Here is a 24,919-nt window from a genome sequence, read left to right as displayed (position 1 = left end):
AAAGCCCCGCCGGGCGTGATGCCGGGCGGGGCTTTTTTGTTTTGTAGGTACATTTCGGAAATTGTTGACGCGATCTCCGGACGAGCGGCTAGGATAGGCAGCATGAACGCTCATGCCTTGTTGACTCACTTGCAAAATCATCTGCCTGAACTGTTGGCTGTTTACCTGTTCGGCAGCCACGCCCAGGAGACCGCCGGGCCTGACAGTGATGTGGATTTGGCTGTGCTGTTGTCAGGCAAGGTCGACCCAGTGTCGTTGTGGCAACTTTCAGGCGATTTGGCGGACATCGCTGGCAACCCGGTGGATCTGATTGATCTACGGGCGGCCTCCACCGTCATGCAGCACCAGATCGTGACCCGAGGCCGAAGACTCTGGGCCAAGGACGTACAGGCGGGGTTGTTCGAATGCTTCATTCTCAGCGAGAAGACTGCTCTCGATGAGGCTCGAGCGCGATTGCTCAAGGATATCCAGGAAGAAGGCAGGGTGTATGGTCGATGATGTACTGATCAATAAAGCAGCAAGCATCGAGCGTTGCGTTGCCAGGGTGCGGGAGGAATACGAGAAGGACCCCGCTACCTTTGCTACGGATTTCACTCGCCAGGACTCGGCCGTCCTGAACATTCAGCGTGCCTGTGAAGCCGCGCTGGACATGGGACAGCATCTGATTCGGCGTGAACGATTGGGGGTCCCGCAAAGCGCCCGCGATACGTTCGAGTTGCTTTTTCAAGGCGGTTGGGTCGAAGAAGGTCTGGTGAAAAACCTGAAGAACATGGTGGGGTTCAGGAATATCGCCGTGCATGACTACCAAGCCCTGCAATTGCCGATCATGGTCGCGATCATTACCGGCCATCTGGATGATTTCCTGGCGTTCAGCGCATTCATCCTGCGTAAGGACGCGATGGAACCCAGGGGATAAGGCGATAGCCGGCTCGTTGAGCCAAAAACGCAAAAGCCCCGCCGGGCGTGATGCCGGGCGGGGCTTTTTTACTTCGCTACGTCTTACATGAAGCTGTAAGTGTAGTTGAAGATTACGCGGGTCTGATCCTGGTCGTCGCCGACACCGCCGCTGCGGTAGCTACCGTGACGCACAGTAGTACCGAAGCCTTTCAACGCGCCTTGCTGGATCACGTAATCCACACGCATGTCGCGTTCCCACTCGGAGTAATCGCTTGTGCCGCTAGCGGTCTTGACGTCGTCGCCACGCAGGTAGGCAACCGAGGCTTTCAGGCCTGGAACGCCCATGGAAGCGAAGTCGTAGGAGTACTGGCCGAAGGTGGTGTTCTCACCGGCACGGACAAAACCGTTGATCATGCTGTCGGTGAACAGGTAGAAGCTCGCACCACCAGCACCTTCAGGACGGTTGTTGCCGTCAACCACGTTGCCTTGGTTCAGGTAGACGAAGCCACCGTCATCGCCGACTTGTTGATGACCCAACAGGAAGGCACTGCCACCCAGGGTGTAGGTGAACATGGCGCTCCAGGTCTTGTTATCGACCTCGCCCGGGTTCTTGGCATAGCCACCGTTGTTGTTGAAGCGATAGCCCAGGTCACCGTTGCGGCCATCCGAACTGCTGTCGAAGTAACGCAGGTCAGTCTTGAAGGACTGACCTTCGCTGATCGGGAAAACATGGACCGCGCCCAGGAAGTGTTGCTTGTAGTAATCCTGCAGGTTCGCGTAGTAGTACTGCAGCGTCAGGTCTTTGGTGACCTTCCAATCAGCACCCGCGTAACGGAACTGGTTACTGTCCTGGGTACCGCCCGCCACGGCCAGGCCAGTGCTGTTGCTCGATGCACGGCCAGTGGCCTGCTCCAGCTGACCAGCGTTGAGCGTGACGTTGTCGATTTCCTTGGAGGTGATGGTGCCACCCTCGAAGGTCTGCGGCAGCAGGCGGCTGTCGTTGGCCACCAGGATCGGCAGGCTAGGCGCCAAGGCACCGCCCAGGTGAGCTTCGGTCTTGGAGAAAAGAGCCTTTACGTTACCGGACAAACGGCTCCACTCGTGGACCGCCGCACCGTCGGTATCGGCTGGCATATAGGAACCGTTGTTACGACCCCTGCCGCCATCGAGACGGATACCCACCAGAGCCTGGGCGTCGATACCGAAGCCAACGACACCTTGCGTGAAGCCAGACTTGTAGTCGAACTTAAGGCCAGTGCCCGTTTCGCGCAGGTCTTCACTGCCCGTCTCGTGGTTGTCGTTGTTGAAGTACAGCGTACGGGAACTTACGGACGCCTTGCTGTCTTCGATAAAACCGGCGGCGCCTGCCTGCTGCGCCAATACCCCAAAGGCCACTGCCATGGCCAAGGTAGACTTCTTCATGCTTCGCTCCTCTCGTTTTCTAATTCTTGTGTGTCTTTGGTTCCGAATCGAACGCCCGGAATCCGCGGATGCGCGATTAGCGCCAGACCGTGACTGGCAAGTCAACCGTAACCCTTTCGGCCTACGACCATGGTCTAACCCCGCGACACCGGCCCGGAGAATAAAGGATTATTTATAAATCCAAAAAGAATTGTTTCGGCAGTTTTCAGCGTTTTTTGACATATGAGTGCCATCACTGCGTAATCAAGCCGTGAAACGTCTTATCGGCGGCGCAAAGGATTACTGAATGGTGTTTTGTCGCCAGCTTTGGAGACCCGCAAAAGTCTGGCGCAGAGATGTGTTTGCGCGCCTCCTGCGCCTTCGATCCAGTCAACAACCGCTCGCGTATGCCGCGATCTTGACGGGATCCAGACTAGCTGCTCATTGTCTGAAATCAAGAAGACCGCGGTAACGCCAGTTTGCCGAATGGCTGCCTACAGGGTTTTTTCGAAGATTTTCGAATTGCGCTGGTAGTTGTAAAGCGATGCCCGGGCCGCAGGCAGGCGCTCGACGCTGCTGGGTTCGAAGCCCCGCTCACGAAACCAATGGGCCGTGCGCGTCGTCAATACGAACAACGTCTTGAGCCCCTGGGCACGGGCCCGGGTTTCGATCCGTTCCAGCAACTCATCGCCCCGGCCACCGTGGCGATACTCCGGATTCACCGCCAGGCAGGCCAGCTCACCGGCATCCGAATCGGCGATCTGGTAGAGCGCCGCGCAAGCGATGATCATTCCTTCGCGCTCTACCACGCTGAACTGTTCGATCTCACGCTCCAACACCTCACGGGAACGGCGCACCAGGATGCCCTGTTCTTCCAGAGGACTGATGAGGTCGAGCAATCCGCCGACGTCTTCGATGGCTGCTTCGCGCACCACCTCGAACTGCTCCTGGGCCACCAGTGTGCCGCTGCCATCGCGAGTGAACAATTCGGCCAGCAGCGCGCCGTTTTCGGCATAGCTGACGATATGGCTGCGGGCAACACCGCCGCGGCAGGCCTGGGCCGCCGCATCCAGCAGTTCGGCTTGGTAGTCGCTGCCCAAGCGCTGCATATGGGCCGGGACCTGTTGCGGGCGCAGCTCACGGACCAGTCGGCCATCTTCGCCAATCAGGCCTTGCTCGGCGCCGAACAGCAGCAGCTTGTCCGCCGCCAGGTCGATGGCGGCCCGAGTGGCGACGTCTTCGCAGGCGAGGTTGAAGATCTCCCCGGTGGGCGAATAGCCCAACGGCGACAGCAGCACGATGGAACGCTCGTCCAGCAGGCGATTGATGCCCTTGCGATCGACCCGGCGCACTTCGCCGGTGTGGTGATAATCCACACCCTCGAGCACGCCGATCGGCCGGGCGGTGACCAGGTTCCCACTGGCGACCCGCAACCGCGAACCCTGCATCGGCGATGACGCCATGTCCATGGACAGGCGTGCCTCGATGGCGATGCGCAACTGGCCGACCGCGTCGATCACGCATTCCAGCGTCGCGGCATCGGTGATGCGCATGCCGTGATGGTAATGGGGCGTCAGGCCCCGTGCGGCCAGGCGGGTTTCAATCTGCGGGCGAGAACCATGGACCAGCACCAGGCGCACGCCGAGGCTGTGCAGCAGCACCAGGTCATGGACGATGTTGCCGAAGTTGGGGTGCTCGACCCCGTCGCCAGGCAGCATGACGATGAAGGTGCAATCGCGGTGGGCATTGATGTAAGGCGAAGCGTGACGAAGCCAATTGACGTATTCGGGCATGAACCTGGACCTGTAATAAATAACAGCCGAAAAAAGACGAAACAGAACGCACAGCGGGCTGGTGGTTATCGTCGGAACAGGCTTGGCGACACGCGCGCTCTCCTCATGTGATGGATACGGGCCCGCACGCGGGCAATTTAATCGGCCGTGGTCGGCGTCAGGCAGTAATGACCGATCAACTGACGGAGCAATTGCACGGTAGGTTGCAAACGTGACATTTCAAGGTACTCGCCCGGCTGATGAGCGCAGGCGATATCGCCAGGGCCCAGCACCAGGGTTTCGCAGCCAAGGCGCTGAAGATAAGGCGCTTCGGTGCCGAACGCCACTGCTTCGGCGCGATAACCGGTCAGCCGCTCGGCTACGCGCACCAATCCGCAGTCTTCGGGCTGCTCGAATGGAGGGACTTCAGGGAACAACGGAGCGTAGTCGATCTTGACCTTATGCCGCTCGGCGATGGGGTCGAGCTTCTGCCGGATCGCCGCCCGCAGCACTTCAGGGTCCATGCCCGGAAGGGGGCGCAAGTCGAACTCCATGGAACATTGCCCACAAATTCGATTGGGATTGTCACCGCCGTGGATGCAGCCGAAATTCAGCGTCGGTTGCGGCACGGTGAATTGTGGATTACGGAATTCACGCTGCCATTGCAGGCGCAAACCACGCAGTTCGCCCATGGCGTCGTGCATGGCCTCGAGGGCGCTGTGGCCCAGGCTTGGGTCGGATGAATGGCCGCTGCGCCCGAGGATGTCGATGCGCTCCATCATCACGCCCTTGTGCAGGCGAATCGGTCGCAGGCCGGTGGGCTCGCCGATCACCGTAGCGCGGCCCAACGGACGACCGGCATCCGCCAGGGCCCGGGCGCCGGCCATGGAGCTCTCTTCATCGCAGGTGGCGAGGATCAGCAACGGTTGCTTGAACGGTTGGTCCAGCAGCGGCCTGACCGCCTCGATGGCCAGGGCGAAGAAGCCTTTCATGTCGCAACTGCCCAGGCCCACCCAACGCCCATCGACTTCGGTGAGCTTCAGCGGATCGGTCTGCCATAACGCGCCGTCGAACGGCACCGTGTCACTGTGGCCGGCCAGTACCAGCCCGCCAGGGCCCGTGCCGAAACTGGCCAAAAGGTTGAACTTGCCGGGGCTGACCTGTTGGATGTCGCAGCGAAACCCAAGCTCGGAGAGCCAGCCCGCCAGCAGTTCGATGACGGTGCCGTTGGACTGATCCAGCGCGGGCTGGGTGCAGCTGACCGACGGTGCAGCGATCAGGGCAGCGAATTGGTCTTTCATGGACGGCAAAGGCATCGCTGGCTCCGGACTTGCAAATTGAAGTCCATCATAGAGCCATCGAGCGCAAGGATGGAACCGTTCGGCGCGTAGGCTCGACGAGTCCTGTACACTGCACGGCCTTGGCAGCCACACCTTCCCCCGGCTGCGCACCCGATCCCTGGATTTTCCGGCCATGCAGAAAGAAACCGAAATCAAGCTCCGCGTCAGCCGCGAGACCCTGGCAGCGTTGCGTGAGCATCCGCTGTTGAAAAAACGTAACAAGAGTGGCTGGGAACGCCACGAACTGATGAATCAGTACTTCGACACTCCAGAACGCGACCTGGCTCGGGCCAAGGTCGCCCTGCGCCTGCGTCGCGATGGCGAAGCAGTGATCCAGACCCTCAAGACGCGGGGCCAGAGCATCGCTGGCCTTTCCGAGCGCAACGAATACGATTGGCACCTGCCCAAGGCCAAGCTCGACCTGAAGAAACTCGACGGCGAATGCTGGCCCGAGGCGCTGGCTGACCTGGACAAAAAAACCCTCAAAGCGATCTTCACCACCGACTTCGTTCGCGAACGCGCCGAAATCGCCTGGGGCCGTGGCAAGAGCAAAGTGGTCATCGAAGCCGCCCTGGACCTGGGCCACGTCGTGGTGGGCAAGCAGAAGGAAGAAATCTGCGAGCTGGAACTTGAACTGCGCGAAGGCGAACCCGCCGCCTTGCTGGAACTGGCCGCCGAACTGGCCGTGACCCTGCCCTTGATGCCGTGCGACATCAGCAAGGCCGAACGCGGCTATCGCCTGCATGATGCGAGCAGTTATGCCCTGAGCCTTCCGGCCCCGCAATTGACCGCTGAAACGCCGCTGGACGACGCCTTCGCCGCATTGAGCTGGCACCTGCTAGGGAGCAGCCAGCGCCTGGCCGAGCAGTACCGTTTCAACGGCCATTGGCGCCTGCTGCAAGACTGGGTGGAAAATCTCGCCGAACTGCGTGCCCTGCTCAGCAGCCTCGGCCAGGCCGCGCCGCGCCAGTCGACCCACGACCTGCGGGTGGCCCTGGACGCGCTGCTGGAGGACTGGCGTCCACTGGTTCAGGCCGGCATCGAAGACGAAGACGTGCGCAAGGCCGCGCCGGAGCAATTCCTCGAGGAGCTGCAGGACCCGCGTTGGGGCCTCTTCTCTCTCCAAGCGTCACGCTGGCTGCTGGCCCGCAGCTGGGCCGCCGACCGCAACACCCGGGGCAATCGCCAGGGCGCGGCGCAACTGGGCAGTTGGCTGCCACGGCTGCTGGGCGAAGAAGCTTCGTCGCTGCAACTGCAACGCTACCAACAGCAGCCGGAAGACCTCGCCGAACAACTGCCGCGCATCGAACGCATCCAGGCCTGGCTGCATCACGCCCGCCAGGTGCTGGAAATCCCTGAAATGGACCGACTCTACGGTGAGCTGAACAAGCTGGCGCAGCTGGCCAACGAACCGATCACCGACGAACTCCTGGACGCGCGCAAGCAACAGGCGATCGCGGTGTATCAGAATCGGGCCTGGAAGACTTTGTTGCGCCTGTAAGATCGCCATCGTCGGATCGCCGCCCGGAGCAAGCTCGCTCCCACAGGGGTCCAGCGTTGCACACAGATCTTGTGGCCGCTGAAGATCAACTGCGGGAGCGAGCTTGCTCGCGATGAGGCCAGCCCAAACATCGCAAAAACAAGCTCAGCGCACCACCGGCAAACTCGTCGTCGACTTGATCTCCGACAGCGCCACGATCGAATTCACTTCCTGGATCCCCGGCACCATCGACAGCTTCTCGAAAAAGAAGCGCTCGTAGGCCTCGATGTCCGCCGTGACAATGCGCAGCAAGAAATCCACCGACCCCATCAGCACGTAGCATTCCAAGACCTCAGGGAAGCCGCGGATCGCCTCCGTGAACTCGGTAAAATTCGAGCGTCCATGGGCGTTTAGTTTGATTTCGGCGAAGATTTGCGTGTTCAGGCCGATTTTCTTACGATCCAGCAACGTCACCTGCCCGCGAATGATCCCTTCTTCCTTCATCCGCTGAATCCGCCGCCAGCATGGCGATTGGGACAAACCTACCCGTTCGGCGATCTGCGCGCTGGAGAGCGAAGCGTCTTCCTGCAACAAGGCCAATATCTTGCGATCAAACCCGTCCAGCTCGCTTTGCATAAAAAATCCCCAATAAGGCCATCACAATGATTTGTCCAATTCGCCAGGTTGGCGAATAAGCCTATCTTAGATAAGAAATACCCCCGATCCCATGCAAAGATTTCTCTCCAATCTCAGGAGAAATGCCATGCCCTCTTTGCAAGCCCCCGGCACCGCCGCGCTCCGCGCCGACGTCTGGCACACCGCCAATCCCTATTGTCGCGCCCGCTTTCATTTGCTCGGGGAAGCCGAGGCGGACCTGCCCTGCCGGGTGCTCAACCTGTTCGCCTTGCAGGGCCTTGTTCTGGAAACCGCACGCATCGAACGTCTCGACGAATTGCTCTCGATGGAATGCCTCCTGACCGGGCTGAGCTGGCACCGCGCCCAAGTCATCGCTGGAAAATTGCGTAACCTGATAAGCGTCTGTTCAGTCGACTTGCAAGACGCTGATATCGCGCGGGCCGAGCCGGTGCTGGCGGCCGGTTGAGGGCCTCCAGGCAAGAATTGGAAACGCATTGGTCGGGTAGTGGCCCAACGGTCCGCAGGGTCGGGACTATTCTTTTGCAGAACGAGCCACGACGCCGAAGCGTCTGTATCGCGGCTTTGCTGCAATTGTCCAATAGGAACCCGAACGCCCATGTCCACCAAACACGCCACTCAGGACCGCTGGCTGGACCTCAACGACCTGCTGCGCCAACTGGTTGCCCAAGGCCTCATCAGCCAGGACTCTGCCGAGACTGCGCTCAATGCCCGCCGGCGCCATAACGCCAACAGCCAGCTGCATCCACTGGAGTTCATCGCCAACCAGCATCTCGACGACCTCAGCCGTCCCGGCAAGCGCCTGGACCTGGAAAACCTGACGTTGTGGCTGGCCCAGCAGGCCGACCAGCCCTACATGCGCATCGACCCATTGAAGATCAACGTCGCGGCCGTTACGCCGCTGATGTCCTACGCCTTTGCGCAACGCCACAAGATTCTCGCGGTAGCGGTGGACCGGGACGCCGTGACGGTCGCCAGCGCCCAGCCCTATGTCAGCAGCTGGGAAGCGGACCTGACCCACGTACTGAAGTTGCCGGTCAAGCGCGTGGTGGCCAACCCTGTGGACATCCAGCGCCTGAGCGTGGAGTTCTATCGACTGGCCAAGTCGGTCAGCGGCGCGACCACGGTCGACCAGCAACCCAGCAATCTGACCAACTTCGAACAACTGCTCAACCTGGGCGCCAGCGATCAGGAGCCGGATGCCAACGACGCGCATATCGTCAATATCGTCGACTGGCTGTTCCAATACGCCTTCCAGCAACGGGCCAGCGATATCCATATCGAACCGCGCCGCGAGCAAGGCACCGTGCGCTTCCGCATCGACGGCGTGCTGCACACCGTCTATCAATTTCCGCCACAGGTGACGATGGCCATCATCAGCCGGCTCAAGAGCCTGGGCCGGATGAACGTTGCCGAAAAGCGCAAGCCCCAGGACGGCCGCGTGAAGACCAAGACCCCGGACGGCGGCGAGGTGGAGTTGCGACTGTCGACCTTGCCGACCGCGTTCGGCGAGAAAATGGTCATGCGGATCTTCGACCCGGAAGTGCTGCTCAAGGATTTCGACCAGCTCGGCTTCTCTGTCGACGACCTGCGCCGCTGGCAGGACATGACTCGCCAGCCCAACGGCATCATCCTGGTCACGGGCCCCACCGGGTCTGGCAAGACCACGACCCTGTACACCACGCTGAAGAAACTGGCGACGCCTGAAGTGAATCTCTGCACCATCGAAGATCCGATTGAAATGGTCGAGGCGTCATTCAACCAGATGCAGGTCCAGCACAACATCGACCTGTCGTTTGCCGCGGGGGTACGCGCATTGATGCGGCAAGACCCGGACATCATCATGATCGGCGAGATCCGCGACCTCGAAACCGCTGAAATGGCGATCCAGGCAGCGCTCACCGGGCACCTCGTGCTCTCGACCCTGCACACCAACGATGCACCGAGCGCCATCAGCCGGCTGCTGGAACTCGGCGTGCCGCATTACCTGATCAAAGCGACGGTGCTCGGCGTCATGGCCCAGCGCCTGGTGCGAACATTGTGCCCGCATTGCAAGGCTCCCCTGACCCTGGATGAAGACGACTGGCAAACCCTGACGCGTCCCTGGCAGGCGCCGTTGCCCAGCAATGCCCAGCAGGCCGTGGGTTGTTCGGAATGCCGTGACACCGGTTATCGCGGTCGCGCCGGGGTGTACGAGATCATGCAACTGAGCGACAGCGTCAGAGCCTTGATCCATCCCGACACCGACCTGCTTGCCGTGCGCCGCCAGGCGTTCAAGGAAGGCATGCGAAGCCTGCGGCTTTCAGGCGCGCAAAAGGTGGCGGCGGGCTTGACCACGGTCGAGGAAGTATTACGGGTGACACCACAGAGCGAGCAGAAGTAGGCACGGTCCGGCTCAGGGACCGGAAACGTCCCACAGACATACCGGAACGGACCGTAGCGAAGATAATGGCCGCTTGCCCTACACTCAGGGTTAGCAGGTCCATTCAATTCGTACAGGGAACCGTCATGCAGATCGGCAGCGTGCTTCTACTCTTCATCGGCCTCGTGGTCGCCATCCTGTTCATGGGGTTCAAGGTGGTGCCCCAGGGTTATCAATGGACGGTCGAGCGGTTCGGTCGCTATACCAATACGCTCAAGCCTGGCCTGAACATCATCATTCCCGTGATGGACCGCATCGGGCGCAAGATCAACGTCATGGAAAGCGTGCTGGACATCCCGCCCCAGGAAGTCATCACCGCCGACAACGCTACAGTGCAGATCGACGCCGTGTGCTTCTTCCAGGTGGTCAATACCGCCCAGGCCGCCTACGAGGTCAACAACCTCGAACACGCCATCCGCAACCTGTTGCAGACCAACATCCGCACGGTGCTGGGCTCCATGGAACTGGACGCCATGTTGAGCCAGCGCGACGGTATCAACGAGAAGTTGCTGCGCACGGTCGACGAAGCCACGGCGCCATGGGGCATCAAGATCACGCGGATCGAGATCAAGGACATCAGCCCGCCGGCCGACCTGATGGCCGCCATGTCGGGGCAGATGAAAGCCGAACGTATCAAGCGTGCACAGATCCTGGAAGCCGAGGGGCTGCGAGCGTCGGCGATTCTTACCGCCGAGGGCAAGAAACAGGCCCAGATCCTCGAAGCCGAGGGCAGCCGCCAGGCCGCGTTCCTTGAATCCGAGGCACGTGAACGCCAGGCGCAAGCCGAAGCCCTCGCCACCCAGGTGGTGTCCCAGGCAATCGCCGACGGTAACGTACAGGCCGTGAACTACTTCGTTGCGCAAAAATACATCGACGCGCTGGGGCAACTGGCCTCGGCCAACAACAGCAAGGTGATCCTGATGCCGCTGGAAGCCAGCCAGGTCATCGGTGCAGTGGGCGGCATTGGCGAAATCGTCAAGGCCACCTTCGACAACAAGAAAGCCTGAGGCGCGTATGTGGCTGTTCCTGCAGCAATTGTCTTATTGGGACTGGCTGGCGCTGGGCGTCATCCTGTTGATACTGGAAGTGTTCGGCGCGGGCGGATACCTACTGTGGATTGGCATGGCCGCCGCAGCGGTCGGCGTGCTGACGTTCGTCCTGCCGCAATTGGTGTGGGAGATCCAGTTCCTGCTGTTCGGCCTGTTCGCTATCGCGACAGCCCTGTATTGGTGGCGACGCCAGCGCAGCGCCATCCGCCAAAGCGACCAGCCGCACCTGAACCTGCGCGGGCAGGAGCTGATCGGCAAGGTGTTCCAGGTCCACGAGGCGATTGTCGATGGGCGCGGCAAGATCAGGGTGGCCGACGGCGTCTGGTTGGCGAAGGGCCCCGACCTGTCCATTGGCACGCGGGTCAGGGTGGTGGCACAGGAAGGTACGGTATTGACAGTGGAAAGGGCTGACTGACGTGCTATGGAACTGAACCGGGGCAACCGTAATCCAACGTCATAGTTAACCCTGTGGAGTCACCTATCATGCGTCTCAAACTTGCTGTCGCGACCCTGGCCTTGCTTTCTCTCCCCGTGGGCTCGGCAATGGCCGACACGTTTTGGCGTAACGTCATTTCGTCCGGCGCAACCACCGGTTCCACCTACCTGACCTTCAAGGATAACAAGCTGATCGTCGCCGCCCAGGACGACGCCGGCAGCTTCGTCGCCAGTGACGGCGGCATTCGTGGCCCTTACCTGGAAGCGGCCATGCAGAAAGTCCGTGCCGACAACCCTGGCCTGCAAGCCACCGACATGGAACTGGCCAACGCGATCCTGGCGAAGAACGCCATCGCCCAGGAGTGATTCCCGCCCCATAAAAAATGCCGCTCGATCGAGCGGCATTTTTTATGGGCAAACAACTGCTGAGCTTCTTTCCTACATCGAACCGGCCAACAACCCCGCCGCTACGATGAAAGTTCACCTGCCCGCGGAGGAAGGCTCTGATACAAACGTGCGAGGCTGGCACCGCAAACTCTATCGATTCGAACTTTACCCACAATGCGAACCGATACTCATGAACAAGCCATGCCTTTCGTTGCTGCTGATCACCGCCGCACTTAGCACCACGTCACATGCCGAGGGCCTATACGGCTCGATAAAAATCCTGAGCGTGCAGCAAGATCTTTCCGATGCCCTCCTTACCAGCCCCAGAGTCAACAATCGTGTTGTCAGCCCGACCAGCAACAAAGACGTTGGCGGATCTGTAGCGGTTGGCTATGGATTCGAAGGCAACTGGCGGCTGGAAACCGAGTATTCACTCAAACAGAATTCGGAGTTCAAGAGTCATTGGGCGCCGTTCGATGCCAACGTCAACAATATGCAAGTTTCGTCCAGCCGCTTGATGATCAACGGGTACAAAAACTTCCCGCTTAACCAACATTTTTCGCTGTACGCCATGGCTGGCCTGGGTGTGGCGTTTATCGATTCCGAGGGTTACCAGTCCAACCCTTCGCGACGATTCGCAAACAACAGCCAGAGCAACTTCGCCTATGCACTGGGCGTAGGGGCGGATATCAAGCTCAGCCAGCAACTCACCCTTGGCACTGGTTATCGCTACGTTGACATGGGCGATATCGAAACCGGTTACAACACCTTTGCCAATCGCATCAACGCTCGGGACGAACAGCTCAAGGGCAAATTGCGTGAACAGAACCTCTACGTCGAGGCACGGATGGCGTTCTGATCTGAGACACAAATCAGAACTGCGGTGCACACTCAAAAAAATGCCGCTCAGTTGAGCGGCATTTTTGGCCCGGTGAGCTCTAGCCAGGTCCGGGTTATTCGCCGATTGCAGCTTTGTAGCCGGCCGCATCAAGCAACTTGTCCAGCTCGGCCTCGTCGCTTGGCTTGAGCTTGAAAATCCAAGCGCCGTACGGATCAGAGTTCAGCAGCTCTGGTGAACCACCCAGCTCTTCGTTGATTGCAATCACTTCTCCCGAAACCGGGGCATAGATATCGGAAGCGGCCTTGACCGATTCCACCACGCCGGCTTGATCGCCTGCAGCAAAAACTTTACCGACTTCAGTCAGCTCGACAAACACCACGTCGCCCAACGCTTCCTGTGCATGGTCGCTGATGCCCACGGTGACGGTACCGTCGGCTTCCAGGCGTGCCCACTCGTGGCTTTCGGCAAAACGCAGTTCGGCAGGGATATCGCTCATAATTCTGTGTCCTCAAGAAAAAGTGTCAGCGGCCGGCGGCCCGCCGTAAAAAATCAGATCAGGGTTTTGCCATGGCGGACGAAGGTCGGCTTGACCACTCGTACCGGGTACCACTTGCCACGAATTTCCACCTCGGCACGGTCGGCGGTAGCCATCGGAACGCGTGCCAGGGCAATCGACTTGCTAAGCGTAGGAGAAAAACTACCACTGGTGATCTCTCCTTCGCCAACATTGGCGATACGGACCACTTGGTGGGCGCGCAATACACCGCGCTCTTCCAGCACCAACCCCACCAGTTTGTGCTGCACGCCGGCGGCAAGTTCAGCCTCCAGCGCAGCGCGACCGATGAACTGACGGCTCGCCGGTTCCCAGGCAATGCTCCAGGCCATGTTCGAGGCCAACGGTGAAATATCCTGGTGGATGTCCTGGCCGTAGAGGTTCATGCCGGCTTCCAGGCGCAAGGTATCGCGGGCGCCGAGTCCGATGGGAGGAATACCGGCACCCACCAGGTCGTTGAAGAAACTCGGGGCCTCACGGGCCGGCAGGACAATTTCCAGGCCGTCTTCTCCGGTATAGCCGGTACGGGCAATGAACCAATCACCGTCGGCGCGACCTTCGAAGGGCTTGAGTTGCTGGATCAACTGGCCGCGTGGTTGCGTAACCAGCTCGGCAATCTTGTGCCGGGCCTGGGGGCCTTGGATAGCCAGCATCGCCAGTTCGGCACGCTCGTGCAGCTGCACTGCGTAATCGCCGAGTTGCGCTTGCATCCAGGCCAGGTCCTGGTCGCGTGTCGAGGCGTTGAACACCAACCGGTAACCGTCCTCGACACGATAGATGATCATGTCGTCGACAATGCCGCCGCGCTCGTTGAGCATCGTGCTGTACAACGCGCGACCAGTGTCCTGCAAGCGATCGACGTCGTTGGCCAGCAGGCGCTGTAGCCAGGCTTTGGCCTGGGGGCCGGCTACATCGATCACGGTCATGTGGGATACATCGAACACACCGCAGTCGCGACGCACCTGATGGTGCTCTTCAACTTGCGATCCATAGTGCAAGGGCATATCCCAACCGCCAAAATCGACCATTTTCGCGCCGAGGGCGAGATGAAGGTCATACAGAGGCGTACGCTGTCCCATGGGTTTCTCCTTCCGGGCTTGGCGAAGGTGCGGATGGGTACTGCCACAGCCCGAACGCCTGAAAAAAGAATTTTCCGACGCTCCTAGCTACCCGGTCCGACAGACGGACCGCACCGAATGCCGCGCATTGTATCCGCATGATCCAAGGCTGGCACCTAGGCGTGTGCTCTATTCACTCAGAACGCGTCGATGGGCCGAACGCCGTATCAATCCGATGACTGGCAGCAGCCCCACCAGCACCAGGCTCAGCGCCGGTAGGGCGGCCCGCGCCCACTCCCCTTCGCTGGTCATTTCAAAGATCCGTACCGCCAGCGTGTCCCAGCCAAACGGGCGCATCAGCAAAGTCGCCGGCATTTCCTTGAGCACATCGACGAATACCAGCAGCGCGGCGCTCAGGGTGCCAGGGAGCAGCAACGGCAGATACACTTTGAAAAACAGTCGCGGCCCACTCACCCCGAGACTTCGTGCGGCTTCGGGCAACGACGGGCGAATACGCGCCAGGCTGCTTTCCAACGGGCCATAGGCCACGGCCAGGAAACGCACCAGGTACGCCAGCAACAGTGCCGACAAACTGCCCAGCAGCAACGGTTTGCCCGCGCCTCCGAGCAGTGTCGACAGCGGGATGACCAGCTCGCGATCCAGATAACTGAACGCAAGCATGATCGATACCGCCAGCACCGAACCGGGCAAGGCGTAGCCCAGGTTCGCCAGACCGACCCCGGCGCGGATCGACCGGGTCGGCGCCAGACGTCGAGCGAAGGCAAGCAGCAAGGCGACGCAAACCGTGACAAGTGCCGCGAGTCCGCCCAGGTAGAGGGTATGGAGAATCAACCCGGCGTAACGCTCATCCAGGTCGAAACGACCGCGCTGCCAAAACCAGACCACCAATTGCATGAGCGGAATGACAAACGCACAGGCGAAAACCAGCAGGCACCAGCCGCTGGCCGCCACCGCCTTGAGTCCTCGCAGGTGGTATAGCGCCTGGGCTCGCGGTCGCTCGTTGCCGGCCCGCTGGGCGCCCCGGGCGCGGCGTTCGCCGTAGAGGACCACCATGACCGTCAACAACAGGAGACTGGCCAGCTGGGCTGCGCTGGAAAGGCTGAAAAACCCGTACCAGGTCTTGTAGATGGCCGTGGTGAAGGTGTCGAAGTTGAACACTGATACCGCACCGAAGTCCGCCAGGGTTTCCATCAGCGCCAGCGCCACGCCGGCGCCGATTGCCGGCCTGGCCATCGGCAGCGCCACACGCCAGAACGCCTGCCAAGGCGATTGCCCGAGCACCCGCGCCGCTTCCATCAGGCCCTTGCCTTGCGCCAGGAAAGCGCTTCGCGCCAGCAGGTAGACATAGGGGTAGAACACCAGGACCAGCACCAGGATCACACCGCCAGTGGAACGCACCCGAGGCAGGCGCAGGCCACTGCCAAACCATTCGCGCAGCAACGTTTGCACCGGACCGGCAAAGTCCAGCAGGCCTACGAAGACAAATGCCAATACATAGGCAGGCACCGCGAACGGCAGCATCAGCGCCCAGTCGAGCCATCGACGGCCGGGAAATTCGCAAAGGCTCGTGAGCCAGGCCAGGCTCACGCCCAGCAGCGTCACCCCAACACCTACACCAAAGATCAGCGTGAGGGTGTTACCCAACAGGCGTGGCATCTGGGTGTCCCACAAATGGGACCAGATTTGTAGATCAATGCTCTGCCAGGACAGCAGCAGCACGCTCAAGGGCAACAAGACTAGCGCAGCGACGGCGAAGACCAGGGGATACCAGCGGCGTTGGGCGGGGTGGGTCAAGGAAAGTTCTCGTTCGCGTCATTACTGACAAAGGGCTCATGTGGCAAGGGAGCTTGCTCCCGCTGGGCTACGAAGTAGCCCTAACGATCCGGATCATGCCCCGTCAGATAGACCCGGTCGATAGTTGGGGAGGGCTTCGCCCTGGAGCGCCAGCCCGATCCCGCGGGAGCAAGCTCCCTCGCCACACTTCATCGATGGACTGAGCGATCCCGTCTCAATTCCAGCCAGCACGGTCCATCATGCGGATGGCTTCGGCCTGGCGCTTACCGGCCACTTCCACTGGCAAGGTATCGGCCTTGAACTTGCCCCAGGCAGCGACTTCCTTGGAGGGTTCCACTTTTGGATTCGCCGGAAACTCCTGGTTCACGTCAGCAAAGATGCTTTGCGCTTCAGGCGTGGTCATCCATTCCACCAACTTCTTCGCGGCTTCCGGGTGCGGCGCGTGCTTGGTCAGGCCGATGCCCGAGAGGTTGATGTGCACGCCCCGATCGGCCTGGTTCGGCCAGAACAACTTGACCTTCAGGTCCGGCTTCTGCTGGTGCAGGCGACCGTAGTAATAGGTGTTGACGATGCCGACATCACACTGGCCGGCATTGATCGCTTCAAGCAGCGCAGTGTCGTCGGAGAACACGTCGGTGGAGAGGTTCTTGACCCAACCCTTGAGGATTTCCTCGGTTTTTTCCGCGCCGTGGGTTTCGATCAGCGTCGCGGTCAGGGACTGGTTGTAGACTTTCTTCGACGTCCGCAGGCACAGGCGGCCTTCCCACTCCTTGCCCGCCAGCGCCTCATAAGTGGTCAACTCACCCGGTTTGACCCGGTCAGTGGAATAGGCGATTGTCCGCGCCCGCAGGCTCAGGCCAGTCCAGGCATGGGAGGACGCGCGATATTGAGGCGGGATGTTGGCGTCGATGACCGACGAGGTGAAGGGCTGCAGGATCCCCATCTGCTCGGCCTGCCAGAGGTTCCCGGCGTCCACGGTGAGCAACAGGTCGGCGGTGGCGTTTTCACCTTCGGCCTTGATCCGCTGCATCAACGGCGCTTCCTTGTCGGTAATGAACTTCACCGCTACGCCGGTCTTCTTGGTATACGCGTCGAAAACCGGTTTGATCAATTCATCGATGCGCGAGGAATAGACCACCACCTCATCGGCGGCCTGGGCCGTGGTAGTGCCAATCAGGGCCAAGGCGAGGGCGGACAGCAGGCGTTTTGTGGCCGACATGGTGGCGATCTCTCGATTGTGAACAGAGCGCAAATGATAAGGACTCACATTTAGCACCACAATCGAACAGTGGGCAGACACGTTTCCAAATGTTGCAACGGTGGGGTCGAGGTAGCGGTTCCGGCCTCATCGCGAGCAGGCTCGCTCCCACATTGACTTGCTTTCACATAACCCTGTGGGAGCGAGCCTGCCGCGATGAGGTCATGAGCCCCGACACACCTCTCAGGCCCTGGCCAGTTCCGGCAAATCCCCGGTCAACCCCAGCGCCTCGCGCACGAACAACGCCTTGGCTTCAGGCAGGCGGTCCACCAACTTCAGACCGGCGTTGCGCAACCAGCGAACCGGCAACGGATCAGCCTGGAACAACCGCTCGAAACCTTCCATCGCCGCCATCAACGCCAGGTTATGGGGCATGCGGCGGCGCTCGTAGCGGCTCAATACCTTCACGTCAGCCAAGCGTTCGCCACGCCCGGCCGCTTGCAGCAGCACTTCGGCCAGCACGGCGGCATCCAGCAAGCCCAGGTTCACGCCCTGCCCGGCCAGCGGATGGATGGTGTGGGCCGCATCACCGATCAGTGCCAGCCCTTCGGCCACATAGCGCTTGGCATGGCGCTGGCGCAGTGGCACGCACAAGCGCGGGTCGGCGCTCAGTACCGTGCCGAGCTGGCCTTCGAAGGCACGCTCCAGCTCGTTGCAAAACGCAGTGTCATCAAGAGCCATCAAGCGCTGCGCTTCATCGGGAGTGGTGGACCAGACGATCGAACACCAGTCTTCCTGACCCTCGCGGGTCAGTGGCAGAAACGCCAGCGGGCCGTTGTCGGTGAAACGCTGCCAAGCCGTCGTCCGATGAGGACGGGCGCTACGCACGCTGGTGACAATAGCGTGGTGCAGGTAATCCCACTCCCGCGTGGCCACCCCGGTCAGGCGACGCACGGCTGAATTCGCGCCGTCGGCGGCAATCACCAGCGGCGCGCGCAAGGTACGGCCGTCGGCCAGCGTCAGCAGCCAGTCATCACCTGAGCGGCGCATCTGCTCCAGGCGCGCGTTGGCAAGCAGGCCTAAATCACAATCGTGCAGTCGGTCCAGCAGCGCGTCCTGGACGACGCGGTTTTCAACGATATGCCCCAGCACGTCGGCATGCAGACTGGCGGCGGAAAAGTGAATCTGCCCAGTGCCGCTGCCATCCCAGACGTGCATGTCGGTGTATGGGCTGGCCCGTCGGCCGGTGATCCCGTCCCAGACACCCAGGCGTTCGAGGATCCGTTGGCTGGCTGCCGACAGAGCACTGACCCGTGGCTCGAATGCGGCCTGGGCATCAAAGGGCTTGACGCTCATCGGGCTGCCGTCGAGCAGCAGCACTTGCAGGCCACTGCCCTGCAACGCCAGCGCCAGGGCGCTGCCGACCATGCCGGCACCGACAATCAACAGATCTGCACGCAATTCCATGCTTTAAGCCTGTGTTGCTGGCGACATCAGCCGCCGGTGAAAGGAATGATCCGTATCAAGCATCAGGGCGTGTTCCCAAACCCATGGCCTGACGGGCGAACCAGCGCTTGGCGGGCGGCAGCAGGTCCAGGCCCAGCAGGCCGAGATTACGGCCCAGGGACACCAGCGGCAGATCGCTGCTGAACAGCCGCGTCACCCGGTCGGAGAAGCCCACGGTCAAGGCCTGATCCATCCGCTGACGCTCGCGATAGGCTTGCAATACGGTGAAGTCGCCGGGCGTGCTGTCGCTCTCAAGCAAGGTATCGGCCAAGGCCTGGGCGTCACGCAGGGACAGGTTGAAGCCTTGCCCGGCAATCGGATGCAAGCTGTGGGCAGCATTGCCCAGGATGGCCAGGTGCGGACGCACCTGTTCCTCGGCTTCCACCAGCGCCAATGGATAAAGATGACGCGCGCCTACTTGCTTCAGCGTGCCCAGGCGATAGCCGAACACATTCTGCAATTCACTGAGGAAGCTGCGCTCGTCAAGGGCCGCGAGTCGTTGCGCATCCATGCCCTGGCGAGTCCAGACCAATGCACAGCGATTTTCCGGCAGCGGCAACAACGCCATCGGGCCGTCATCGGTGAAGCGCTCGAAAGCCATGCCGTTGTGCGCTTCGCTGGGCGTGATGTTGGCAATCAAGGCGCTCTGGTCGTAGGGACGATTGCGCACCCCGACCCCCATCTGCTCCCGCAGGCCGGAGCGACCGCCGTCGGCCAATACCGCGAGGTCGCATTCCACAACAGTTTCGTCGTCCAGCGTCAGGCGATAGCCCGCGATTTGCGGCTCCATCCGAGCGACCTGCGCGGGGCAGCGCCAACTGACGACATCCTTGTCCAAGCCTTGCCACAGGCATTGGCCGAGCCAGGCATTCTCCACGACGTAGCCAAGGGCCGGCACGCCCTCCTCCATTGCCGACAACCGCGCCGTCGAAAACCGCCCGCGGTCGGACACGTGGATCTGCTTGATCGGCTCGGCCCGGCGGGAAACTTCCTGCCACAGGCCCAAGCGTTGATAAATTTGCCGCGCGCCGAACGAAAGCGCCGACGAGCGCGCATCGTAGCTCGGCTGCCAGGCGTCACCGGGAGCGAAGGGCTCGATCAGCATGATCTTCCAACCCCGTGCCTTGGCACCGGCTTGCAGCGCCAGCGCCAGGCTCGCGCCGACCAGGCCGCCACCGATGATTGCAACGTTGACCCGGTTCATGCCGCTTGAGTCCGTGCGGCGGCCATCAAGGCCTCGATTTCGGCGACCGTCTTCGGTACGCCGCGGGTCAGGATTTCACAACCGGTCTTGGTCACTACCACGTCATCCTCGATGCGCACGCCAATGCCGCGCCATTTCTTCGCTACGCCGCGATTGTCCGGGGCAATGTAGATGCCCGGCTCGACGGTCAAAGTCATTCCGACCTCCAGCACTCGCCACTCGCCACCCACGCGGTATTCGCCCACATCGTGTACATCCATTCCCAGCCAGTGGCCGGCGCGGTGCATGTAGAACGCCCGGTGGGCTTCGCTTGCGATCAGTTCGTCCACTTCGCCTTCCAGCAGCCCCAGGCGGACCAGCCCCTCGGTAATTACCCTGACGGTCGCCTCGTGGGCCTGGTTCCAATGTTTGTTCGGCGCGATTTGCGCAAATGCGGCTTCCTGGGCCGCCAGCACCACTTCGTAGATCGCCTTCTGCTCGGCAGAAAACTTCCCGCTGACCGGCCAGGTGCGGGTGATATCGCTGGCATAACAATCGATTTCGCACCCGGCATCGATCAACACCAGGTCGCCATCCTTGAGCACGGCATCATTTTGCTGGTAATGCAAAATGCAGCTGTTGCGCCCCGCCGCGACGATGGAACCGTACGCCGGCATCTTTGCCCCGCCCTTGCGAAACTCATAATCGAGCTCGGCTTCCAGGCTGTACTCATACAGCCCAGGCCGCGCCGCCTGCATCGCCCGGATATGTGCCTGGGCGGAGATCCGCGCCGCTTCGCGCATCACCTTCACTTCCGCCGCCGATTTATACAGGCGCATGTCGTGCAGCAGATGATCCAGGGCAACGAATTCGTTCGGCGGCTGGGCACCGAGGTGGGCCTTGGAGCGGATCACGTTGATCCACTCCATCAGGTGCCGGTCGAACTCCGGATTGCTGCCCATGGCCGAGTACACCCGGTCGCGGCCTTCGATCAGCCCCGGCAGGATGTCGTCGATGTCGGTGATGGGGAACGCGTCGTCGGCGCCATAGTCACGGATCGCTCCCTCCTGGCCGGCACGCAGGCCATCCCACATTTCCCGCTCGGCATTGCGCTCGCGGCAGAAGAGGATGTATTCGCCATGGGCCCGGCCGGGCATCAACACGATGACGGCCTGCGGCTCGGGAAAGCCGCTCAGGTATTGGAAATCACTGTCCTGGCGATAGACATGCTCGACGTCGCGGTTGCGGATCGCAACGGCGGCGGCGGGCAGGATTGCGATACTGTTGGGCTCCATCTGCGCCATCAGGGCCTTGCGGCGACGGCTGTATTCCGACTTCGGGATATGAATCATGGGCAGACGGTGTTCCCTTTCAAGCGATCAGTGCAAGGACGGTTTGGCGGCCGGTTCAGCGGTCTTCTTGGTCTCGGTGAACAGGAGCAGAGGCGCGACCCGCAGGTACTCCATCACTTCCATATAGTCGCTTTCGCCGTCGTCGGACTCTTCCAGGGCATCCTGTACCTGGGAAATCGCCGCCAGGTCTTGCAGGACTTCCTTCGCTTCATCGCTCAGGGCGTATTCGCGGCGGGTCAGGCCGAAACCGGCGAGAAAGCCCTGGCACCACTGGCCCAGCGCAGCGGCGCGCTCGCTCAGCGGCGCATCGTCAGTCGGCAGCAGCAGGACGACGGTCATGTCATCGCTGGTCAGCTCGCCCTTGACCATTTCCTGCAGGCCGATGAGCGCATTACGCACGTTGTCCGCCGGCTCGCCTTCGAGCAGCTCGGCGGCGTCGGCCAACCAGCCGTCGACCTCGAAGCCGGCGCCGGCGCAGCTGCGGCCAAGCAACAGGCCGTGGAGTTCGGCGGGCGAGACAGGATGACCGCTGGTGCTCAGCAGGGTGGCGAACGCTTGATACGGGGAATTCTGAATGGGCATGGGCAGCTAGGCGCCAGACGGCGCTATGTCTAGAATGGAGGCCTTGTATCCTACATCGACAGACTCGCCAAGACCATTAAAGGCTGTGCGACCTTTATCCCCCAGCAGACACAATCTTCAGTGGACACAATGGAAGACACCGACCTGCAAGCGCTGATGGCCAGACTCGAGCTGCTAATTGAACGGGTCGAGCAACTTAAGAGCCAAAACGGACTCCTATTAGCTCAGGAAAAAACCTGGCGCGAGGAACGCGCGCACCTCATTGAAAAAAACGAAATCGCCCGGCGTAAGGTCGAATCGATGATTTCGCGCCTCAAGGCCCTGGAGCAAGACTCATGAGTTCAAGCAATAGCGTTACCGTGCAGATCCTCGATAAAGAATATTCGATCATCTGCCCCCAGGAAGAGCGTAGCAACCTGGTGAGTGCCGCCCGTTACCTGGACGGCAAGATGCGCGAGATCCGCAGCAGCGGCAAAGTCATCGGCGCCGATCGCATCGCCGTGATGGCCGCCTTGAACATCACCCACGACCTGCTGCACCGCCAGGATACGCCGGACGTACAGGTCAGCGGCTCGACCCGCGAACAAGTCCGCGACCTACTGGATCGAGTGGATTTGGTACTGGCCACCGATCCGGACGTCAGCAAGGGCTGATTCGCGAGGCTGCCTGGGGTATACTTGCGTCACTCCCTGGGGTGCTTGCCAGTTGGTGATGTCCCTGAGCCGATACGCACAACCACGGGGGTTGCACGTTGGGGCCGGTGTGCATGTCCGCTTGACGGAAAGCCTTAACGCCTCCTGCAACTTCCACCTTGAACTTTCGGGTTCAAGGGCTAAGCCGACAGCGGTTCATCCGGGGAGCCTGATTCTCGAAACAATGCCAGTCATCATGACTGGCATTGTCGTTTCTGGCGTTTGGCATTTCTGGCGCCGTTGTTTGCGGTTACGCTGTTTCGATGCCACCGCCTCGGAAACCTCGATATGACCGAACCTGCGTTGCCGACCCGCCCGCAACTTCGCCGCCTGCTGCGCCAGGCGCGTCGCTCCCTGACCCCGGCCCAGCAACGGGACGCCGCCCAAGGCCTCTACAGGCAACTGGCCCAGCACCCGCTGTTTCGCCGCGCGCGACACATCGCCCTGTACCTGCCCAACGACGGCGAGATCGATCCACGCCTGCTACTGCGCGCGGCCCAGCGTCGGGGCAAGGCGACGTACCTGCCGGTGCTCAGCCCATGGCCGCAGACGAAAATGGTTTTCCAGCGAATCCATCCCGGCGAGAAGATGCAGCCCAATCGCTTTCGCATCCCGGAACCACGCAAGAATATAGCCCGGCAACGCAAGGTCTGGACGTTGGACCTGGTGCTGTTGCCGCTGGTCGGGTTTGACGATGCCGGGGGTCGGCTGGGCATGGGCGGGGGATTCTACGATCGCAGCCTGGCGTATCTGTCGCGCCGCAAACAATGGCGCAAGCCGACCTTGCTGGGGCTGGCCCACGAATGCCAACGGGTCGAGCGATTGGTACAGGCAAGCTGGGACGTGCCGCTGCAAGGAACAGTCAGCGACAGGCGTTGGTACATCGCATGATAGGCGCCACCGGAATCAGCGGCGCCTGAAAGAAAGCGCTCAGCGCTTGAGCGATGGGGCAGGCTGGGCGATGTTCATCGGAACATCGTTCTTGCTGCTCCACAAGCTCTGGGCGTAACCCGTGGTCACGACACCCAGGCCGAACAGAATGACCAGTATCCACAACAAATCCGGTTTGCGTTTCATCGATTGCCCCCCTCAAGGCATATCACACACGATGACAGCAGCGGTTTTCTTATTGGCCGTGCAGCAGCGTCAAGCTTGGAAGGCCGGCATTTTGCGATAACCCGGACCCACACGCAAACTCTGGCGTCAACCGACTGTCGGTTTGTCATAAAATCGCTGAACTATTTTTAACTATATCGCCCAGGAGTAGAAATCATGGCTTATTGGCTGATGAAATCCGAGCCCGACGAATTGTCCATCCAGGGCTTGGAAAAGCTCGGCCAAGCTCGCTGGGACGGAGTTCGCAACTATCAGGCACGCAATTTCCTGCGCGCCATGGCAGAAGGCGATTTATTTTTTTTCTATCACTCCAGCTGCCCGGAGCCTGGCATCGCGGGCACCGGAAAAATCATCAAGGCCGCCTACCCCGATCCCACGGCGCTGGAGCCTGACAGCCACTACTTCGACGCCAAGGCCAGCCCGGAGAAAAACCCCTGGACCGCGATCGACGTGGCCCATGTCGAAACGTTTCGCCACGTCCTGAAGCTCGACCACCTCAAGCAACAGACCGCCCTGGCAGAAATGCCGCTGGTGCAGAAAGGCTCGCGACTGTCAGTGATGCCGGTGACGGCGGAGCAATGGGCGGCGGTGATTGCTCTGAAGCCTTGAGTGATTCGCTGTCCGGTAGGCCACCATCGCGAGCAAGCCCGCTCCCACAGGGAATCTCGGTTGCTCACTGTTCATTGGAGATCCTGTGGGAGCGAGCCTGCTCGCGAAAGGGCCCGCCTGGTTACCACAAGACTTATTGAATGATCAGGTTGTTGAACAACAGATCCTCAACCATCGGCTTGCCGGTCTCGTCGTTCATCACTTGCTGGGTCTGCTTCAACGCTTCCTGACGCAGCTTTTCCTTGGCTTCAAGGTTGTTCATGGTCTCGGTCGTCTGCTGAGCGAACAGCGCCACCAACTGGTTGCGAATCAACGGCTCGTTCGCTTTCACCGCCGCAGCGGCAGCATCGCCGGTCACGCGCAAGGCGACGTCAGCCTTGTAGACCTTCAGCTTGGTCGTACCATCCAGCCCATAGTTGCCCACGAACGGCGGGCTCAACGTGATGTAACTGACCTTGGGTGCCTCGCCTTCCTTGCTCTCTTCGGCCATCGCCGCCACAGGCAGCGACAGGGCCAGCATCAACATCATCCACGCTTTCACATTCCACTCCTCATTCGGTTTGCGGCCCAGCATACC

Annotated in this window: 27 protein-coding genes and 1 other RNA gene; 14 read left to right on the top strand and 14 right to left on the bottom strand. The window is 60.9% G+C overall.

Features of this window, described 5'->3' with window-relative positions; genetic code table 11:
• Positions 1-102 precede the first annotated feature (102 nt).
• Complete coding sequence (mntA, locus tag J3P92_RS01675) at positions 103-498, top strand: type VII toxin-antitoxin system MntA family adenylyltransferase antitoxin (protein ID WP_434649726.1); 396 nt, start codon at positions 103-105, stop codon at positions 496-498.
• Positions 488-916 (top strand): type VII toxin-antitoxin system HepT family RNase toxin, encoded by a 429-nt coding sequence (gene hepT, locus J3P92_RS01670; RefSeq protein ID WP_420765089.1) that lies wholly within the window; start codon positions 488-490, stop codon positions 914-916. The genes mntA and hepT overlap by 11 nt, the downstream gene beginning before the upstream one ends.
• Positions 917-999: 83 nt before the next feature.
• On the opposite strand, the gene J3P92_RS01665 is transcribed toward hepT, so the two are convergent.
• The 3 genes from J3P92_RS01665 to argE all read right to left on the bottom strand — a co-directional run bounded on the left by J3P92_RS01665 (position 1,000) and on the right by argE (position 5,386).
• Positions 1,000-2,319 (bottom strand): OprD family porin, encoded by a 1,320-nt coding sequence (locus tag J3P92_RS01665; protein ID WP_420765090.1) that lies wholly within the window; start codon positions 2,317-2,319, stop codon positions 1,000-1,002.
• Between the two features lie 473 nt (positions 2,320-2,792).
• Positions 2,793-4,091 carry an amino-acid N-acetyltransferase gene (gene argA / locus J3P92_RS01660; RefSeq protein ID WP_420765091.1) on the bottom strand — a complete coding sequence of 433 codons (1,299 nt, stop codon included), beginning with the start codon at positions 4,089-4,091 and terminating at the stop codon, positions 2,793-2,795.
• A gap of 137 nt (positions 4,092-4,228) precedes the next feature.
• The gene (gene argE / locus J3P92_RS01655) at positions 4,229-5,386 is read right to left on the bottom strand and encodes an acetylornithine deacetylase (protein WP_434649724.1); all 1,158 of its coding nucleotides are present in this window, start codon (positions 5,384-5,386) and stop codon (positions 4,229-4,231) included.
• A gap of 157 nt (positions 5,387-5,543) precedes the next feature.
• Here argE and J3P92_RS01650 point away from each other — a divergent pair, with 157 nt between their 5' ends.
• Positions 5,544-6,911, top strand: a complete 1,368-nt coding sequence (locus J3P92_RS01650; protein WP_434608963.1) for an inorganic triphosphatase — start codon at positions 5,544-5,546, stop codon at positions 6,909-6,911.
• 144 nt (positions 6,912-7,055) lie between these two features.
• Here the strand turns inward: J3P92_RS01650 and J3P92_RS01645 are convergent, their stop codons facing one another.
• Positions 7,056-7,526 carry an Lrp/AsnC family transcriptional regulator gene (locus tag J3P92_RS01645; protein ID WP_434561719.1) on the bottom strand — a complete coding sequence of 157 codons (471 nt, stop codon included), beginning with the start codon at positions 7,524-7,526 and terminating at the stop codon, positions 7,056-7,058.
• A gap of 127 nt (positions 7,527-7,653) precedes the next feature.
• Between J3P92_RS01645 and J3P92_RS01640 the strand changes: the two genes are divergently transcribed.
• From J3P92_RS01640 to J3P92_RS01615, 6 genes are all read left to right on the top strand, one after another.
• Positions 7,654-7,992, top strand: coding sequence for a hypothetical protein (locus J3P92_RS01640; protein WP_434649722.1), 339 nt, complete (start codon positions 7,654-7,656; stop codon positions 7,990-7,992).
• A 150-nt stretch (positions 7,993-8,142) separates the two neighbouring features.
• Positions 8,143-9,927: a GspE/PulE family protein gene (locus J3P92_RS01635; protein WP_434649720.1), complete on the top strand. Its 1,785-nt coding sequence runs from the start codon at positions 8,143-8,145 to the stop codon at positions 9,925-9,927.
• A 125-nt stretch (positions 9,928-10,052) separates the two neighbouring features.
• Positions 10,053-10,973 carry an SPFH domain-containing protein gene (locus tag J3P92_RS01630; protein WP_434561715.1) on the top strand — a complete coding sequence of 307 codons (921 nt, stop codon included), beginning with the start codon at positions 10,053-10,055 and terminating at the stop codon, positions 10,971-10,973.
• Positions 10,974-10,980: 7 nt separating this feature from the next.
• On the top strand, positions 10,981-11,430 hold the full coding sequence (locus J3P92_RS01625; RefSeq protein WP_434561713.1) for an NfeD family protein: 450 nt from the start codon (positions 10,981-10,983) through the stop codon (positions 11,428-11,430).
• Between the two features lie 68 nt (positions 11,431-11,498).
• Positions 11,499-11,816: a DUF2388 domain-containing protein gene (locus J3P92_RS01620; RefSeq protein ID WP_186633889.1), complete on the top strand. Its 318-nt coding sequence runs from the start codon at positions 11,499-11,501 to the stop codon at positions 11,814-11,816.
• 211 nt (positions 11,817-12,027) lie between these two features.
• Complete coding sequence (locus J3P92_RS01615) at positions 12,028-12,696, top strand: outer membrane protein (protein ID WP_434649718.1); 669 nt, start codon at positions 12,028-12,030, stop codon at positions 12,694-12,696.
• Positions 12,697-12,790: 94 nt separating this feature from the next.
• Here J3P92_RS01615 and gcvH read toward each other — a convergent pair whose 3' ends face one another.
• The 8 genes from gcvH to J3P92_RS01575 form a co-directional block, all read right to left on the bottom strand.
• Positions 12,791-13,174, bottom strand: a complete 384-nt coding sequence (gene gcvH / locus J3P92_RS01610) for a glycine cleavage system protein GcvH (RefSeq protein WP_434561707.1) — start codon at positions 13,172-13,174, stop codon at positions 12,791-12,793.
• 53 nt (positions 13,175-13,227) lie between these two features.
• Complete coding sequence (gene gcvT, locus J3P92_RS01605) at positions 13,228-14,310, bottom strand: glycine cleavage system aminomethyltransferase GcvT (protein ID WP_420765100.1); 1,083 nt, start codon at positions 14,308-14,310, stop codon at positions 13,228-13,230.
• Positions 14,311-14,478: 168 nt separating this feature from the next.
• Positions 14,479-16,104: an ABC transporter permease gene (locus J3P92_RS01600; protein WP_420765101.1), complete on the bottom strand. Its 1,626-nt coding sequence runs from the start codon at positions 16,102-16,104 to the stop codon at positions 14,479-14,481.
• Between the two features lie 214 nt (positions 16,105-16,318).
• Positions 16,319-17,323 carry an extracellular solute-binding protein gene (locus J3P92_RS01595; RefSeq protein WP_420765102.1) on the bottom strand — a complete coding sequence of 335 codons (1,005 nt, stop codon included), beginning with the start codon at positions 17,321-17,323 and terminating at the stop codon, positions 16,319-16,321.
• 222 nt (positions 17,324-17,545) lie between these two features.
• Positions 17,546-18,763, bottom strand: a complete 1,218-nt coding sequence (locus tag J3P92_RS01590; protein WP_434651075.1) for a 2-octaprenyl-3-methyl-6-methoxy-1,4-benzoquinol hydroxylase — start codon at positions 18,761-18,763, stop codon at positions 17,546-17,548.
• A 61-nt stretch (positions 18,764-18,824) separates the two neighbouring features.
• Positions 18,825-20,012 carry a 2-octaprenyl-6-methoxyphenyl hydroxylase gene (gene ubiH / locus J3P92_RS01585; protein ID WP_434561703.1) on the bottom strand — a complete coding sequence of 396 codons (1,188 nt, stop codon included), beginning with the start codon at positions 20,010-20,012 and terminating at the stop codon, positions 18,825-18,827.
• On the bottom strand, positions 20,009-21,343 hold the full coding sequence (pepP, locus tag J3P92_RS01580; RefSeq protein WP_434649717.1) for a Xaa-Pro aminopeptidase: 1,335 nt from the start codon (positions 21,341-21,343) through the stop codon (positions 20,009-20,011). The genes ubiH and pepP overlap by 4 nt, the downstream gene beginning before the upstream one ends.
• A gap of 27 nt (positions 21,344-21,370) precedes the next feature.
• Positions 21,371-21,925, bottom strand: coding sequence for a YecA family protein (locus J3P92_RS01575; RefSeq protein WP_434649715.1), 555 nt, complete (start codon positions 21,923-21,925; stop codon positions 21,371-21,373).
• A 129-nt stretch (positions 21,926-22,054) separates the two neighbouring features.
• On the opposite strand from J3P92_RS01575, the gene J3P92_RS01570 reads away from it, so the two are divergent.
• The 4 genes from J3P92_RS01570 (at position 22,055) to J3P92_RS01555 (ending at position 23,508) form a co-directional block, all read left to right on the top strand.
• The gene (locus J3P92_RS01570) at positions 22,055-22,264 is read left to right on the top strand and encodes a TIGR02449 family protein (protein WP_030138125.1); all 210 of its coding nucleotides are present in this window, start codon (positions 22,055-22,057) and stop codon (positions 22,262-22,264) included.
• Positions 22,261-22,578 carry a cell division protein ZapA gene (locus tag J3P92_RS01565; RefSeq protein ID WP_039590276.1) on the top strand — a complete coding sequence of 106 codons (318 nt, stop codon included), beginning with the start codon at positions 22,261-22,263 and terminating at the stop codon, positions 22,576-22,578. Before J3P92_RS01570 ends, J3P92_RS01565 begins: the two co-directional genes overlap by 4 nt.
• A gap of 30 nt (positions 22,579-22,608) precedes the next feature.
• A non-coding RNA gene (gene ssrS / locus J3P92_RS01560) (6S RNA) lies at positions 22,609-22,788 on the top strand.
• Positions 22,789-22,905: 117 nt separating this feature from the next.
• Positions 22,906-23,508, top strand: a complete 603-nt coding sequence (locus tag J3P92_RS01555; RefSeq protein WP_420765106.1) for a 5-formyltetrahydrofolate cyclo-ligase — start codon at positions 22,906-22,908, stop codon at positions 23,506-23,508.
• Positions 23,509-23,547: 39 nt separating this feature from the next.
• Here J3P92_RS01555 and J3P92_RS01550 read toward each other — a convergent pair whose 3' ends face one another.
• Positions 23,548-23,694, bottom strand: a complete 147-nt coding sequence (locus tag J3P92_RS01550) for a hypothetical protein (protein ID WP_420765107.1) — start codon at positions 23,692-23,694, stop codon at positions 23,548-23,550.
• Positions 23,695-23,889: 195 nt separating this feature from the next.
• Between J3P92_RS01550 and J3P92_RS01545 the strand changes: the two genes are divergently transcribed.
• Complete coding sequence (locus J3P92_RS01545) at positions 23,890-24,342, top strand: EVE domain-containing protein (protein WP_434649713.1); 453 nt, start codon at positions 23,890-23,892, stop codon at positions 24,340-24,342.
• 133 nt (positions 24,343-24,475) lie between these two features.
• Here the strand turns inward: J3P92_RS01545 and J3P92_RS01540 are convergent, their stop codons facing one another.
• Positions 24,476-24,883: a flagellar basal body-associated protein FliL gene (locus J3P92_RS01540; protein WP_420765109.1), complete on the bottom strand. Its 408-nt coding sequence runs from the start codon at positions 24,881-24,883 to the stop codon at positions 24,476-24,478.
• Positions 24,884-24,919 lie beyond the last annotated feature (36 nt).

The sequence above is a fragment of the Pseudomonas sp. D3-27 genome (assembly GCF_051132165.1).
Taxonomy (GTDB): domain Bacteria; phylum Pseudomonadota; class Gammaproteobacteria; order Pseudomonadales; family Pseudomonadaceae; genus Aquipseudomonas.
This window is presented reverse-complemented; position numbering and strand designations above follow the sequence as displayed.